The 14617-nt window shown below is 57.7% G+C and carries 17 protein-coding genes; 9 read left to right on the forward strand and 8 right to left on the reverse strand.

The genetic code is table 11. The features are described from left to right. Positions 1 to 88 precede the first annotated feature (88 nt). Positions 89 to 2170 carry an elongation factor G gene (gene fusA, locus U5J94_RS02080; RefSeq protein ID WP_322563994.1) on the forward strand — a complete coding sequence of 694 codons (2082 nt, stop codon included), beginning with the start codon at positions 89 to 91 and terminating at the stop codon, positions 2168 to 2170. Between the two features lie 202 nt (positions 2171 to 2372). Further along, a complete protein-coding gene (locus U5J94_RS02085; RefSeq protein ID WP_322563995.1) occupies positions 2373 to 2870 on the forward strand; it encodes a bacteriohemerythrin in 498 nt (165 codons plus the stop codon). 252 nt (positions 2871 to 3122) lie between these two features. Here the strand turns inward: U5J94_RS02085 and U5J94_RS02090 are convergent, their stop codons facing one another. Together U5J94_RS02090 and U5J94_RS02095 are read right to left on the reverse strand one after the other, a co-directional pair. Further along, positions 3123 to 3719, reverse strand: a complete 597-nt coding sequence (locus U5J94_RS02090; protein WP_322563996.1) for a CBS domain-containing protein — start codon at positions 3717 to 3719, stop codon at positions 3123 to 3125. Continuing rightward, entirely contained in the window at positions 3712 to 4161 is a 450-nt protein-coding gene (locus tag U5J94_RS02095) for an Rrf2 family transcriptional regulator (RefSeq protein ID WP_322563997.1), read from the reverse strand. Before U5J94_RS02095 ends, U5J94_RS02090 begins: the two co-directional genes overlap by 8 nt. Positions 4162 to 4344: 183 nt before the next feature. Here U5J94_RS02095 and U5J94_RS02100 point away from each other — a divergent pair, with 183 nt between their 5' ends. Next, entirely contained in the window at positions 4345 to 4977 is a 633-nt protein-coding gene (locus U5J94_RS02100; RefSeq protein WP_322563998.1) for a cation transporter, read from the forward strand. Positions 4978 to 5632: 655 nt separating this feature from the next. Here U5J94_RS02100 and U5J94_RS02105 read toward each other — a convergent pair. After that, positions 5633 to 6103 carry a Spy/CpxP family protein refolding chaperone gene (locus U5J94_RS02105; RefSeq protein WP_322563999.1) on the reverse strand — a complete coding sequence of 157 codons (471 nt, stop codon included), beginning with the start codon at positions 6101 to 6103 and terminating at the stop codon, positions 5633 to 5635. A 193-nt stretch (positions 6104 to 6296) separates the two neighbouring features. On the opposite strand from U5J94_RS02105, the gene U5J94_RS02110 reads away from it, so the two are divergent. After that, complete coding sequence (locus tag U5J94_RS02110; protein ID WP_322564000.1) at positions 6297 to 6986, forward strand: response regulator transcription factor; 690 nt, start codon at positions 6297 to 6299, stop codon at positions 6984 to 6986. Beyond that, complete coding sequence (locus tag U5J94_RS02115) at positions 6986 to 8365, forward strand: ATP-binding protein (protein ID WP_322564001.1); 1380 nt, start codon at positions 6986 to 6988, stop codon at positions 8363 to 8365. Before U5J94_RS02110 ends, U5J94_RS02115 begins: the two co-directional genes overlap by 1 nt. Before the next feature lie 33 nt (positions 8366 to 8398). Here U5J94_RS02115 and U5J94_RS02120 read toward each other — a convergent pair whose 3' ends face one another. The 4 genes from U5J94_RS02120 to U5J94_RS02135 all read right to left on the reverse strand — a co-directional run bounded on the left by U5J94_RS02120 (position 8399) and on the right by U5J94_RS02135 (position 10910). Continuing rightward, the gene (locus tag U5J94_RS02120; protein ID WP_322564002.1) at positions 8399 to 8908 is read right to left on the reverse strand and encodes a heme-binding protein; all 510 of its coding nucleotides are present in this window, start codon (positions 8906 to 8908) and stop codon (positions 8399 to 8401) included. A gap of 135 nt (positions 8909 to 9043) precedes the next feature. Then, positions 9044 to 9853: an alpha/beta hydrolase gene (locus U5J94_RS02125; protein WP_322564003.1), complete on the reverse strand. Its 810-nt coding sequence runs from the start codon at positions 9851 to 9853 to the stop codon at positions 9044 to 9046. Between the two features lie 65 nt (positions 9854 to 9918). Continuing rightward, the gene (locus tag U5J94_RS02130; protein WP_322564004.1) at positions 9919 to 10572 is read right to left on the reverse strand and encodes a TetR family transcriptional regulator; all 654 of its coding nucleotides are present in this window, start codon (positions 10570 to 10572) and stop codon (positions 9919 to 9921) included. A 134-nt stretch (positions 10573 to 10706) separates the two neighbouring features. After that, positions 10707 to 10910, reverse strand: coding sequence for a cold-shock protein (locus U5J94_RS02135; protein WP_322564005.1), 204 nt, complete (start codon positions 10908 to 10910; stop codon positions 10707 to 10709). A gap of 412 nt (positions 10911 to 11322) precedes the next feature. On the opposite strand from U5J94_RS02135, the gene U5J94_RS02140 reads away from it, so the two are divergent. Genes U5J94_RS02140 through U5J94_RS02150 form a run of 3 tightly spaced genes read left to right on the forward strand, consistent with a single transcriptional unit; the run spans position 11323 to position 13185 of the window. Beyond that, positions 11323 to 12591 carry a DEAD/DEAH box helicase gene (locus U5J94_RS02140; protein WP_322564006.1) on the forward strand — a complete coding sequence of 423 codons (1269 nt, stop codon included), beginning with the start codon at positions 11323 to 11325 and terminating at the stop codon, positions 12589 to 12591. A 14-nt stretch (positions 12592 to 12605) separates the two neighbouring features. Then, complete coding sequence (locus U5J94_RS02145) at positions 12606 to 12875, forward strand: RNA-binding protein (protein ID WP_322564007.1); 270 nt, start codon at positions 12606 to 12608, stop codon at positions 12873 to 12875. 52 nt (positions 12876 to 12927) lie between these two features. Next, positions 12928 to 13185, forward strand: coding sequence for a hypothetical protein (locus U5J94_RS02150; protein WP_322564008.1), 258 nt, complete (start codon positions 12928 to 12930; stop codon positions 13183 to 13185). A gap of 101 nt (positions 13186 to 13286) precedes the next feature. Here the strand turns inward: U5J94_RS02150 and U5J94_RS02155 are convergent, their stop codons facing one another. Continuing rightward, on the reverse strand, positions 13287 to 13493 hold the full coding sequence (locus tag U5J94_RS02155; RefSeq protein ID WP_322564009.1) for a dodecin: 207 nt from the start codon (positions 13491 to 13493) through the stop codon (positions 13287 to 13289). A gap of 85 nt (positions 13494 to 13578) precedes the next feature. Here U5J94_RS02155 and U5J94_RS02160 point away from each other — a divergent pair, with 85 nt between their 5' ends. After that, entirely contained in the window at positions 13579 to 14490 is a 912-nt protein-coding gene (locus tag U5J94_RS02160) for a carbamate kinase (protein ID WP_322564010.1), read from the forward strand. The last annotated feature ends 127 nt before the right edge of the window (positions 14491 to 14617 follow it).

Below are 14617 nucleotides of genomic sequence, written 5' to 3' on the forward strand. Positions count from 1 at the left end.
GTCTCCTGGTGGTGGTCCAGGCTTATTACCATCTCACAAACCGGCCCGGGCTCAGTGACGGGCAATTGAATGAATTGCAGGTAGAAACATGATTGATTTGAGCAAATACAGAAACATCGGCATTTTCGCGCACGTGGATGCCGGCAAGACCACCACCACCGAACGTATCCTCAAGCTGAGCGGAAAAATCCACAAGCTGGGCGAGGTGCATGATGGCGAGTCCACCATGGACTTTATGGACCAGGAATCCGAGCGCGGCATCACCATCCAGTCCGCGGCCACCAGCTGTGCCTGGAAGGATCACCGTCTTAACATCATCGATACCCCCGGTCACGTGGATTTCACCATTGAGGTTTACCGTTCCCTGAAAGTACTGGACGGCGGTATCGGTGTGTTCTGTGGCTCCGGCGGTGTCGAGCCCCAGTCGGAAACCAACTGGCGCTACGCCAACGAATCCGGCGTGTCGCGCCTGATTTTCGTCAATAAGCTGGATCGCGTGGGTGCCGATTTCTATCGGGTGGTCGCCCAGGTGGAAAAAGTACTGGCCGCCACCCCGCTGGTCATGGTGTTGCCCATCGGTATCGAGGATCAGTTCTCCGGGGTGGTCGACCTGCTGACCCGTAAAGCCTGGGTCTGGGACGATACCGGCCTGCCGGAAAATTACGAAATCCAGGACGTCCCGGCCGAGATGGTCGATCAGGTCGAAGAGTGGCGTGAAAAGCTGATCGAAACCGCCGTCGAGCAGGACGACGATCTGATGGGAAAATACCTCGAAGGCGAGGAACCGTCGGTCGAGGATATCAAGCGTTGCGTCCGCAAGGGCACCATCGCGCTGGACTTTTTCCCCACTTATTGCGGTTCTGCTTTCAAGAACAAGGGCATGCAGCTGGTGCTGGACGCAGTCGTGGATTATCTGCCCGATCCGACCCAGGTCCTGCCGCAGCCGGAAGTCGACCTGGAAGGTAACGAGACGGGTGAATTCGCGATTGTCGATCCCGACAAGCCGCTGCGCGCGCTGGCCTTCAAGATCATGGACGACCGCTACGGCGCGCTGACCTTTACCCGAATCTACTCGGGTAAGCTGAAAAAAGGCGATAGCGTTCTGAATACTTTCACCGGCAAGACCGAGCGGATCGGCCGCATCGTGGAAATGAGCGCTGACGATCGTGAAGAACGCGATTCTGCCCAGGCCGGTGACATCGTGGCCCTGATCGGTCTCAAGCACACCCAGACCGGTCACACTCTGTGCGATCCCAACAAGCCGGCCACCCTGGAACCGATGGTGTTCCCGGATCCGGTGATCTCCGTCGCGGTCGCGCCGAAAGACAAGGCGGCTGCCGAGAAAATGGGTATCGCTATCGGCAAGATGGTAGCCGAGGATCCCTCATTCCGCGTCGAAACCGACGAGGACAGTGGCGAGACCATCCTCAAGGGCATGGGCGAGTTGCATCTGGATATCAAGGTGGACATCCTCAAGCGAACCCACAACGTGGAAGTCGTGGTCGGCAAGCCGCAGGTAGCCTATCGCGAAACCATTACCCAGAAGGTGGAAGATACCTACACCCACAAGAAACAGACCGGCGGTTCCGGTCAGTTCGCCAAAATCGATTACACCATCGAGCCGGGCGAACAGGGCAGCGGGTTCGAGTTTGAATCCGTGGTCACCGGCGGTAACGTGCCGCGTGAATTCTGGCCCGCCGTGCAAAAGGGCTTCCAAAAGAGCCTGGATAAAGGTGTGTTGGCCGGATACCCCTGCCTGGACTTCAAGGTGACCCTGGTCGACGGTGGCTATCACCCGGTGGATTCCTCGGCGGTGGCCTATGAGCTGGCTGCGGCTGCGGCCTATCGTCAATCCATGCCCAAGGCCGGTCCGCAGCTGATGGAACCGGTCATGAAGGTCGACGTGTTTTCTCCGGAAGATAACGTGGGTGATGTCATCGGTGACCTCAACCGCCGCCGCGGCATGATCAAATCCCAGGAACCGGGCCCCACCGGCGTGCGCGTCAAAGCCGATTGCCCGCTGAGCGAAATGTTCGGCTACATCGGCGATCTGCGTACCATGACCTCCGGCCGTGGCCAGTTCTCCATGGAGTTCTCGCACTACATGCCGTGTCCGGCCAATGTCGCCGAAGAGGTGATCAAGGAAGCCAAGGAGCGCAACGCCAGATAAACCGGGCGTTATGTTGTGATAAAAAAGGGGCCTTCGGGTCCCTTTTTTTGTATCTGTTTATTATTGGCTCAATTGCGACAGGTTTGATCTGGATCAGAATACGGCCACCGGAGCTCGGTATGATCGGCCGTGTTAGCCAAATCAAGTCATCGCAAGCCCCTTGCCACGTCGTAAGGCGTGGCATTTTTTCGGAGAAAGCATTATGTCGCAACCTGCCATCAACATGGGTTCGGAAGAGAAACTGGTCGAATGGTCCGAAGAGTTAAGTGTCGGTATCGAGGAGATCGATAATCAGCATAAAATTCTTGTTGATTTATTGAATGAACTGCACAAGGCGATCGTGGAACACCACGGCTCCGAAGCGGCGCAACGGATTCTGGCAGAGCTTTTGGAATACACTCGAATTCATTTTGCGGTCGAAGAGAGCCTGATGCGAATTCTCGGTTATCCCGAGTATGACGAGCACAAGCATCATCATGAATTATTGCTCAATGAAGTCCATACACTGAGCCAGAAGCTGGCCGAAGGCAAAAAATCGGTCAACTTTGAATTGCTCCATTTTCTCAAGATGTGGCTGACCAAGCACATCATGGAAGAGGACCGGCAATATACGTCACACTTTATCTCCAGGGGCGTCCAGCAAAGTTATGAAAAACGCTCCTGGGTGGGTAAATTCTGGAATTCCCTGCAACACAAATAGACTACGCCATGGCGGGCTATTTACCGAATCAGCTGGCAGCATTGAGGATTTCGGGCAAAATCGGGCAGGGCTTCTTACGTCTGTTTATATCCCATCCACCGCGGGCTGAACGCATCGCGGTGCTGAAGGTGGGCCGGTAAGGCGGTAGTTCGCGCGGGCTCAAATTGACGCAGATGATTGTCCGACGGCTATTATTCAGCGCGAAAAATGTCGGTTTCAGCGTGTTGTTCGCGTTCACTGGCGGACAACGATCTATAACATCTGCCGGAGCAGGACCTGTACCAGGTTGGAGCGGGTGATAATACCGCAGACCCGGTCTTGATCGTCAGTGACGATAACCCGCTTGATGTGGTGTTTTTTCATCAGTTCAATAACGTCATGCAGAGTTTTGTTTTCATTAATGCTGACGACCTGGTCAACCATGATATCACCCACCTTCGAAGGCATGTCTGTGGTACGCGGCGGGTGTCGGAACATATTCTCCAGGGTCTGCCAGACGCTGTGCGTTGGATGATGGCAGGGTATACCCATGGCACAAAGAAAATCGGCCTCGGTGACCACGCCAACCAGTTTGCTCTCATCGTTGGTGACCGGTAGTCCGCTGATACGTTGTTCCACAAGGATACGCGCTGCATCGGACAAGGGTGTGTCGGGTGTGACGGTAATCACCTTCGGGGTCATGATTTCACGGACTGTTAGCACCTCTGTTTCGCGCAGGCGGGCATGCTTGTTGGCCATGCGATCAATTTGCATGATATCCTCCAGCGTGATGTCGATATAGGTGTCGAACTCCTTGAGCGCCTGCTGGAAGTCCTCTCGGCGTAATTCACGGGATGACTTATCACTCATAATTTGCCTCCGAACCGGTTTGAGCCAGCAAGTTGACCAGTCTGTCCTGTTGATTGCCAATCAGATCCGCGAGTGTATAACGATCCAGCTGATCAAAAAATGCCTGTTGCGCCTCATCCAATGCCTGGTTCAGCGTGCAAGCCGGCAGGATAGGGCAAAGCGGTTTTGTACAATTGATCAGGGGCGACTCGCCTTCCAGCTTTCTGGTCAGATGGCCGACGTTGATGTCGGCCGGTAACTTGCTCAGTTGCAGACCACCGCTTTTACCGCGGTAGGTGGTGACTAATTTGCTGGCCACCAGTTCATTGACGACTTTGAGCAGGTGATTGCGTGACATATCAAATGCCCGGGCGATCTCGTTGATCGAAATGATCCGTTGTGGGTGCAGCGCCAGATAGATCAGCACGCGCAGGGCAAAATCGGTAAAACGTTTCAGATGCATGGCTCTTGTACGCTGAATATATGTAGTATTAAAGTTACTATATTTGACTGGAAAAGTCATTTTTGGCATTTGCCCTGTTCCTGCTCATAGATGCGATAAAAGTGATTTATAAGGTGTGGTTATTACGCGAGTAAAGACTTCACCGCAGGGCGGGCAGAGGCGACAAACAGGACAGGAGCGATGATGAGCGGTTGTTGCGACAACGACTGTTCCGTGGAGCAGCTTCACACGCGTCAACGGGGCACGCTGCAGGCGGTGTTGCTGATTAATGCGGTGATGTTCGGGGTTATTGTCACCGCCGCGCTGTATGCGGATTCGAGCGCGCTATTGGCGGACAGTCTGGATAACCTGGGTGATGCCCTGACCTACGCCCTCAGTCTCTACGCTGTGTCACGGGGTGCCACGATCAAGGCCAGGGTGGCTTTGTTCAAGGGCGCACTGATTTTTCTTGCCGCCTGTGTGGTGGCCGGACAGCTTGTCTATCGTCTGATTGTTCCTGCTGTGCCGGTATTTGAACTGATGGGCCTGTTCAGCGTGTTGGCCCTGGCTGCCAATAGTGTGTGTCTATACCTGTTGTGGCGACACCGACACGAAGATGTCAACATGAGTTCAGTATGGGAATGCTCACGCAACGACATTGCCGCGAACATCTCGGTATTCCTGGCCGCCGGCGGTGTGTGGCTAACAGGTTCGCCCTGGCCTGACTGGATTGTGGCACTGGCTCTGGTGATTCTGTTGCTGCGTTCCGCCCTGCGGGTCATTACCTCGGCGTTGAATGAACTACACCGCGCTGCAGTAGTCAAAAAAGTCGGCTGACGGAACAGCCGACCCATCGACTACAACCAGCGGTGCCTGAATAGAAATTCCGAATTGCCGAACCTTGTGATGGTAACAAAGTGCCCCGTGCCTGCCTGGATCGCAGTCGCGACCGCCCTGTCCGCTCGACGGCCACATCCCTGGCCGACGGTCCGGAGGCATGGGGCTCTCACCGGTACGGCTATTCGGATCGCCTGTTCAGTTTTCCAGAGCCCCGCAGGCCACTTTACTGGAAATGGCATCCATCGGCGCGGTTTCGTCCAGTCGCGAGAGCATGATGCTGCGGTTTTTTATATCCTGTAGACGCATATTGCGCGAGATTATCGCTTGCGGGGTCTGCCCTTCGCGCAGCTCCAGTACCGGTAGGTTGGCGATCGGATTGCCGGCGGAGGCGCCGGGTTCGATACTCCCGTCGTCGTTGTAGCGGCCGTGGCAGGTCGCATATTCATGGATGTTGACTTCGTAACTGCCCCTTTCCAGTTATAAGGTGGTTTTATTTTCGGCTTGTCCGTGGCGATGCAAGTGGTGAGACACTCGAGATAACAAGCAGAGAGGTTGTGCGTCAAACAAAAGTTTGTGCTCGGGCAAAAAAAAGCGGGCCAGGGATGGCCCGCAAAACACACTCAGGGGAGAGAGAGCATGAACAAGAAAGGGTTTAACTTTTGTGATGGCGATGCTGGCCGCGCATCGCCTGGAGCTTCTTCTGCTGTTCCGGGGTCAGTTGCTGATAGATGTTGTGCATCATCCTGGTCCGCTGTAGCGTCATCTCGCCTGCCAGGCGAGCTTTTTGTTCGGCCAGTTGTTTGACCTTCGCCGCATCATACTCATCACTGGTGACGATCTGACGCAGTTTTTCGCGAATGTCCCGCATGGCCTGGCGTTGTTCCTGCATGGCGTCGTGCCGACTGGTGACAATTTTTTCTACCTGTTCGCGCTGGGCCTGTTCCATGTCCAGCTTCTCCATCAGCCGCTGCATGGGCCGGGCGCCGCGTTTGTGATCCTTGTATGCGGCATGTTTGCCGCCTTTGTTACAGAGGTCGCCATTGTCGGCCAGGGCCGGCGTGCTGGCACCGGCCAGCAGGCCGCTCGTCATGACCGTGGTGACAATGAACTGTTTCATTTTCATAACCCGTTCCTCGCTGGTTAATCGGTATGGATGGGGCGCTCTGCCGTCATCCGATGTGCAGAGTATGGACAGGCTGACCGCAAACTTGGGTCACGGGGAGGTAAATGAATGTAAAGGTAGGTAAATCCCTGATTTTGTGGTCGGGTCTGTGGCAACATAAGCGTCGGTTGTTAATAACGGAATCCCTGCACGAATGAACCGGGTCCTGCTGATCGATGACGATACCGAGCTGACCGAGATGTTGAGCGACTACCTGAGCGCCGAGGATTTCACGGTGGAGGCCGTATACGATGGTGAAACCGGGGTCGAGGCGGCGCTGTCGGGGCAGCACGATGTGGTGGTGCTGGACATCATGCTCCCCCGGCTCAGTGGTGTCGAAGCCCTGCGCCGGATTCGCCAGCAATCGCGGGTGCCGGTGCTGATGCTGACCGCCAAGGGCGACGATGTGGATCGCATCGTCGGCCTGGAGCTGGGGGCCGACGATTATCTGCCCAAACCCTGCAATCCGCGCGAGCTGGTGGCCCGGCTGCGGGCTATCCTGCGGCGTGCCGCCGCCCCGGGGGCGCCCGGCGGGGTCGAGGATCGGATGGTGGGGCGCATCAGTCTGCAACCGGGCAAGCGGGTGGCCTGCTGGGACGGGCAGCGCCTCGATCTGACCAGCACCGAATTCAATATCCTCGACACGCTCATGCGCCATGCCGGCCAGGTGGTGAGCAAGGCGGACCTGTCCAGCGAGGCGCTCGGGCGCGAGCTGGAGCGCTATGATCGCGGGCTGGACATGCATGTCAGTAATCTGCGGCGCAAGCTGGGCACGCTCGCCGACGGGCGTTCCCCTATCCAGACGGTGCGCGGAGTCGGCTACCAACTGCTGCAGGACGAGTGATGGGCCGCCTGTTCTGGAAAATCTTTCTGGGCTTCTGGCTGACGCTGGTGTTGATTGCCATCGGCGTCGGGCTGGCCGTGCATTTTTACAATCAAAGCCGGATCGAGGCGATCACCGATCTGGCGGCGGGGCCGCGGGCCAGTTTCGTGGTCAATGCCACGGCACTGGCGCTGGCCCAGGGCGGGCCGGAGTCGGTGGAGTCCCTGTTCCGCAGCTGGCCCGGACAACGTCTGCCACTGGTGTTGATCGTTGATGAACAGGGCCGGGATATTTTTGATCGACCGGTGCCCACTGTGGCGCTGGAGCGGGCCCGCGAGCAGTTGCGCGGGGCGCAGGTGTTATCCGGGGTGCGCCGGGTGCTGGGCCATAACGGCCATGAATATGTCATTTTTATTCCCCGTCCCGGCCCCGAAGGGTTGCCACAAACGCCCTCGCGCCAGATGTCACTGGGTTTTCAGCTGGTGGCGGCGTTAATCGCCAGTCTGTTGTTCAGCGCGGTCCTGGCCTGGTATCTGACCCGCCCGGTTCGCCACCTGCAGTCGGCCGCCAATCGGCTGGCTCGCGGTGAGCTGGCGACCCGGGTGATGCCCCGCATCGGCCGCCGCCGTGACGAAATCGCCGATCTGGGGCGTGATTTTGACCATATGGCGGCCCAACTCCAGGCCCTGGTGTCCGCCCAACAGCGGCTGCTGCACGACGTCTCACACGAGTTGCGTTCACCGCTGGCGCGACTGCAGGTGGCGGTCGGTCTGGGCCAACAACAGCCGGATAAACTGGCCGCGATGCTGGTGCGCATCGAGCGTGAGACCGGACGGCTGGATGAGCTGGTCGGCGAGCTGCTGACCCTGTCACGGCTGGAAGCCCACGTGGACAGCGAGCACGATGAGCAGGTTGATGTGCCGGTCTTACTGGAGACGGTCGTCGAAGACGCCCGTTTCGAAGCCGGGGCGAGCGGGCGCGGTGTGGAGCTGGCCATTGACGGTGAGGCGAACCTGATTGGCAAACCGGAGTTGTTGCGCCGGGCATTTGAGAATGTGATTCGCAACGCTGTGCGCTATACCGCGCCCGAAACGAATGTGGTGGTGAGTGTCCAACCGGATCCGGGCGGAACTGAAGTGATGGTTCGGGTTTGCGATCGGGGGCCGGGGGTGGCGTCCGCGGATCTGGCGACAATTTTCGAGCCGTTTGTCCGTGCGGGCGAAGGCGCGACCGGCGGTCGTGAAGGTTACGGTCTGGGACTGGCTATTGCCAAGCGGGCGGTGATGGCCCACGGCGGCCAGGTGGCGGCGAGTCAGCGTGAGGGGGGTGGCCTGTGTATCGAACTCACTTTGCCTCTGATGAACAACGCGGGGAAGGGGGGAAAACGTCCGACGGAATGAGGCGCCACGGCCTCACTCCGTCGACGGGTTGATTTACATGCCTTCCATTTCCAGATCGGTTTCCACTGCCTTGAGGCCGGCGACGGCGCATTTTTCATCGATCTCGCCGGAGGGGGCACCGCTGACGCCGATGCCGCCCATGATGCTGCCGCCGACGTTGATCGGGATCCCGCCGGCACTGATCACCAGGCCGTCAATTTTGGGAACCGAATAGGCGCCTTCGAAGCGACCTTCCATCTGTGACAACGGGCTGTTGAAGGCCATCGCGGTATGGGCTTTTTGCTTGCTGATGGGGAGGGTGATGTCCATGGCCAGATCATCGCGCAGCACGGCCTGGATATGGCCGCCGCGATCCACCACGGTGACGGCGATCTGCACCCCTTCCTTGCGGCACTGTTCAATCGCCGCTTCGGCGATTTTCAAGGCGGTATGCATCTTCAGACGCTTGATATCGATGGTCATCTTCTCGGCCTGCACGGCGGCCGGTGTCAGCAAAGACAGCCCCAGCAGCGCGGCAAACAGGGGTTTGATGTTCAGTTTCATGGAAGAGCTCCTCGTCGCTTTATTGATTGTGAGTGAGAGATTATTAACGCGTACGTAACACTGTAGACCATCGACAGCCAGAAAAGTGCAACCCGATTCGGGTTAATCACCCGAGTGTGATTCGGTCTTTCGGGTTCAGTGGCGGACCAGAAACGCCTGCAGTCCGCGGGTGTAGGTCTGATAATCGTTCAGCTGGGCATCGTTGTGGCCGCCATTGAGGGCCAGCCACTGTTTGGGTTGCGAGGCGAGCTGATACAGTTCTCGGCCCTGTTCATACGGGGCGATCGCATCCTCCGTCGCGTGTACGAACAGCACCGGGCAGTCCAGCCTGACGATGCGCTGGCGGTTATCAAATTGATAGCGACTTAACCAGCGCACCGGTAACCAGCCGTAATGCACGGCGGCCATGTCGGGGATGGAGGTAAAGGCCGATTCCATTATCAGGGCGCGAGGGCGGTGTTGTTCGGCCAGATACAACGCCACGGCGGCACCCAGCGAGCGGCCGCTGAGGACAATCTCCCCGGACGATAACTGGCGGTCCTGGCGCAGATAGCGCCAGGCTGCTTCGGCGTCGGCATACAGGCCCTGTTCCGAAGGTTTGCCCCCGCTTTGCCCGTAACCGCGATAATCGATGATCAGGCTGCGGTAGCCCAGCTCGTGGAACAGGCGCAGCGTCTGCAGCCGGTGACTGATATTGCCGGCATTGCCGTGAAAAAACAGGATCGTCCCCCGTGGTTGGGGATGGCCCACCCACCAGCCGTGCAGACGCACGCCATCGCGGGTCGACAGATGCACCGCCTCGTAGACCAGATCGATGTCCGCCGGCGTGCGTGTCAGCTCGCGCGAGGGCAGAGCGGGTAAAAACAACAGGTGTGGCTGGTAGAAATAGACCGCGGCCACCAGCAGCAGATAGCCGCCGGCCAGGGCCAGCAGCCACGTGGTCATGGTGCGCCACATGTCGAACCCGGGGCCGGGGGTACGTTACGCCGGGCTCGCCAGGTCACCGGGATTCAGGTGTCCGGTTGCGCGGTATCATGAGCGGCGGTGTGCCGGGCCTGTCGCCGGCCGAAGCCGGGCAGCCAGGATTGAACCCGGGCCATGCCTTTTTCGCAGCGATCGACCAGCCCCAGACGCCGATGCAAAAAGCGGCGCGTCTTGCTCTGGCCGGCGGAACTGTCGCCCATCCAGTAGAGGAAGGTTTGCAGATAGAGGCCGGTCAGCCCCACTTCCTCGATAATCCGTCGCAGGTGGGTGCTGTCCTGCAGGGCGGCCTCGCGGATCCACTGCACGGTGCGGCTGACGCGCAGCAGCCCCTGCAGTTGCAGGTGCACATGCGCCGGTTCCAGTTTATACAACAGCATGTCGCGGGAGACGGTCTTGTATTCAGCCAGCGTGTCGAGCCAGCGCATGATCAGCAGATGCAGCCGTTCGTGCAGCGTCAGCTCGCTGTAGCCCGGTGCCTGGGCCGCCTTTAACATGGCCCGATCGGCGCGGTCATACCAGGCTTCGACCAGATCGTCTTTTTGTCGGTAGTGCTGGTGGATCGCGTGTAGCGGAATTTCCAGTTCCCGGGCGATGTCGTGCAGATAGAGTTTTTCCCACGAACGCTCGTTGGCCAGATGCATGGCGGTATCGAGAATGGTATCGGCGGTTGGTTTTGGCATGTTGGTGCCTCCGGGTTGACTGGGATCAAGCATAGCCAACAAGCGAGGCGGATTTCAAAGGTAAGGGAATAGACGAATGATGAACCCCCGTCGAAGCGGGGGTGTATTGCTGCGGGATTGTCGTGGGAGGGAAATTACTGGGGGACCACGTTTGTCGCCTGGGGACCCTTGGGACCGTCTTCCACGTCAAAACTGACGCTCTGGCCCTCCGCCAGAGTACGAAATCCTTCGCCCTGAATGGCGCGAAAATGGACGAAAACATCGCCTTCACCGTTATCCTGGGCGATGAAACCATACCCCTTGCGTTCGTTAAACCACTTCACTTTACCTGTAGCCATGACACTTAACCTTTAACCTTTGAAAATCAAACCGGATGCGGCAGCAGCCTGTCAGGCGGAGCAGCTTGAGGGCGTCCCGGGACGATCAATCTATCCCCCGACATTTCTGCAGCCTTTTTGAATGTACGACACTTTGCAGGGGGCTGCCACCGTTTGAGGGCAAATATTTGTATCGAGTGGGGTTAGCGGCGGCGATTTGTGGTATACTAAATAACATAGTTTGTCTGACTTCTCGCTCATGAACCATCGGCGGGATCCAGGTGTCGGCCGGTATAGTCTACCCGGATCGGACACAAACCCGCCGTGGTATGACCTCCCGGGCCATTCCCCGCACAATCGTTTCGGTCCTGTCACGCATTTTTTCTGCCAGGCTCGATGCTTGGCTTTTTCATTTTCAAATAAGGCGAAATTTATGTCGTTTTCTGATCTCGGTCTGCGTACCGAGCTACTCACTGCTATTGCAGATCAAGGTTATTCTTCCCCGACAGCCATTCAATCCCGGGCAATTCCGGCTATTTTGGCGGGTCGGGACATTCTGGCCGGTGCCCAGACCGGGACCGGCAAGACCGCGGCATTCACGCTGCCGTTGTTGCAGCGTCTGAGCCAGACCAGTGACTCGCCACGTCGCGTCCGCGTCCTGATGGTCACGCCGACCCGTGAGCTGGCCCAGCAGGTAGCGGACAGCGTCCGCACCTATGGCAAACATCTGCCGTTGCGCAGCACCGTGGTTTACGGTGGAACAAACATCAGTAATCAGATCAAGCAGTTGAAAGACGGTGTGGATCTGCTGATCGCAACCCCCGGGCGTCTGCTGGATCTGGTCAACCGCCGTTCCGTGGACCTCTCCCGGGTGGAGTCGGTGGTACTGGATGAGGCTGATCGCATGCTGGATATGGGGTTTTTGCCCGCGATCGAGCAGATTTTCAAGCTGATCCCGGCCGAACGCCAGACCCTGCTGCTGTCGGCCACGTTCTCCGACGCAATCAAGAAAATGTCAGCCCGTTTTCTTAATAAGCCGGAATATATCCAGGTGGCCGAAGCCAACAGCGCCGCACTGAACATCGATCAGTCGTTTTACTGGGTGGATGGTCCGCGCAAACGCGAATTGCTGTCCCATATGATCGACGGTGGTGACTGGCAACAATTACTGGTTTTCACCCGCACCAAACGGGGTGCCGACAAACTGGCCAAACAATTGCAGGCCGACGGCGTGCGTGCCACGGCGATCCACGGCGATAAGACCCAGAATGCCCGTACCCGGGCGTTGCGTGATTTCAAACATCACAAGGTGACTGCACTGATTGCTACCGATGTGGCGGCACGGGGTCTGGATATCGATCACCTGCCGCTGGTGATCAACTTTGAATTGCCCGATAACCCGGAAGATTACCTGCATCGCATCGGTCGGACCGGGCGTGGCGGCAAATCCGGCACCGCAATCTCTCTGGTCGGTGCGGACGAGCGCCAGCGGGTTACCTCGATTCAGCGGCTGCTCAAGACCACGATTCCAGGCAAGACCATGACCGGTTTTGAACCCCAGGCACGCAGCGCCGCAAATGAGCGCGACGCGTCACGGCCGGGTAAACCGAACCAGAACCGCGGCCGTCGCGGTGCGGCACCGGCCGCTCAACCGGTCAGGAGCAAACGCCGTCCTGCCAGGGCGCAGAGCCGTCACACCTAAACACGGGAGAGATTATGAAGACCCTATTTGTGTCCAATTTGGCCCCCGATACAGATGATGCGCAAATTGAACAATTGTTCGGCGAGTTCGGCACTGTCCGCGGGATCAAGATTGCCATGGATGTTTTCAGTGGCCAGTGCCGTGGTCATGCCACAGTGGACATGGAAGGCCATGAGGCCCGGGCTGCGATGTCCGGTCTGAATGGTCGTGACTTTAAAGGCAATGCCCTGCGTGTCAGCGAAGAGCGCAAGCGTATGAAGGGCAAGACACGGGGTCGTCGTTAGAAATTCCGGCAGGTTGTCGCCCGGCAACCTGTCGGCAACCGAGGTGAACAGTATGGATACCATCAATACAATCGATTTGACGAGTGCGCGCTATATGGTCAAGGCGGTGGAGAAGACGACTACGCCGGCCGGCTGCGATGGCAATAACTGGTACCGTTATGTGCTGGAACGTAACGGCTCGACTCTGGTAGGTCAGCGCCGGGGGACCTTGAACCAGGTGACCCGTTATGCGGAGGAGTTGGCCGATGATGTCAATTCTCGCAGCGGTGGCAATGGGCCGTCACAGTGGTCCTCGCGTAACAAGAAATAGTATCGCCCCGGCCTCAGGCCGGGTTTCCTCAATCCGGCCCGGCAACGGGTCGCCGGCTAAATGACACCGGTTTGGCTATTCTGCCGGACCCTTCCGTCTGCTCAGTCCAGGCGAAAGCCCACTTTAATCTTGACCTGATAATGGCCGATTTTTCCTTCCACAATATGGCCGCGGGTTTCCACCACTTCAAACCAGTCGAGGTTATGCAGACTGGTGCCTGCCTTGGCAATAGCCTGTTGAATGGCTTCATCGCTGCCTTTGGCGGATGAACCAACAAGCTCAATCACTTTGTATACATTATCTGACATTTTTGATCTCCTGTCGGGTCTTGTTCCGTGAAAAACATAGCAGTAATGTGATCGGAAGAAAACCGGCAGTTCCGATACAGGTCGTATGATGAGAATACTGGTAGCTATTGGCGGTAATGCACTGACTGACAGCAATAATCAACAGGGGCAGATCGATCAGGGCAAGGTGGATGCCGTTGCCCGTACGCTGGTCGATCTGGAACAGGCACATACCTTGATTATTACCCACGGCAATGGACCTCAGGTAGGCTGGTTGGCCATGCAGGAAGTGGAAGCGAATATGTCCATGGATATGCTGGATGCCCAGAGTGAAGGACTGCTCGGCTATCGATTGGCACAGGCCATGGATAACTATCGTCAAACGGAACGTGCTGTCACGCTGTTGACCCGGGTTGAAGTTGACCTGGCGGATCCGGCGTTCACCAACCCTACCAAGCCGGTCGGCCCGGTGCTGGAAGAAGGTCGAGCCGAACGGTTGGCGCGTCAGCAAGGCTGGCAATTCAAGGCCGTGGCAGGAGGAAAACGTCGTGTGGTTGCTTCCCCTCATCCGATCAGAGTTGTTGAAAGGCAGGCTATCGCAACCCTGTCAAAACAGGGCTATTGTGTCATCTGCGCCGGAGGTGGTGGTATCCCGGTCGTCAAGGAACATGACCGCTACCGGGGTATTAGCGCGGTCATCGACAAGGACTATACCAGCGCCCTGCTGGCGGCGGAGCTGAAACTGGATGCGCTGCTGTTATTGACCAATGTCGAGGCGCTTTATCGTGACTGGAACACGCCCTCTGCAAGAGCGATACGCCAGGCAGGCTGTGATAGTCTTGACGATGCGGTGTTGCAGGCCGGTTCAATGGCACCAAAAGTGATCGCTGCCTGCCAGTTTGTCACTGCGACGGGCGGGTTCGCCGGAATTGGTCTGCTGACCGAAGCCCAGGCTATACTGGAGGGGCGTCGGGGTACCCGGTTCGTCGATGGCGACAGTCACCTGAGCTACTGGTGACCGGCTATAGCATGATGTGCCGCAATGTCTTGTTCATTACCACTGAAATGGATAAAGCGAGTAAAGACACCCGGCGTCAGAAATTGGTCATTTGGGCACTATGGGCTAGGCTTGAGGCATTAACAAT

The sequence above is a fragment of the Thiohalophilus sp. genome (assembly GCF_034522235.1).
GTDB lineage: Bacteria > Pseudomonadota > Gammaproteobacteria > UBA6429 > Thiohalophilaceae > Thiohalophilus.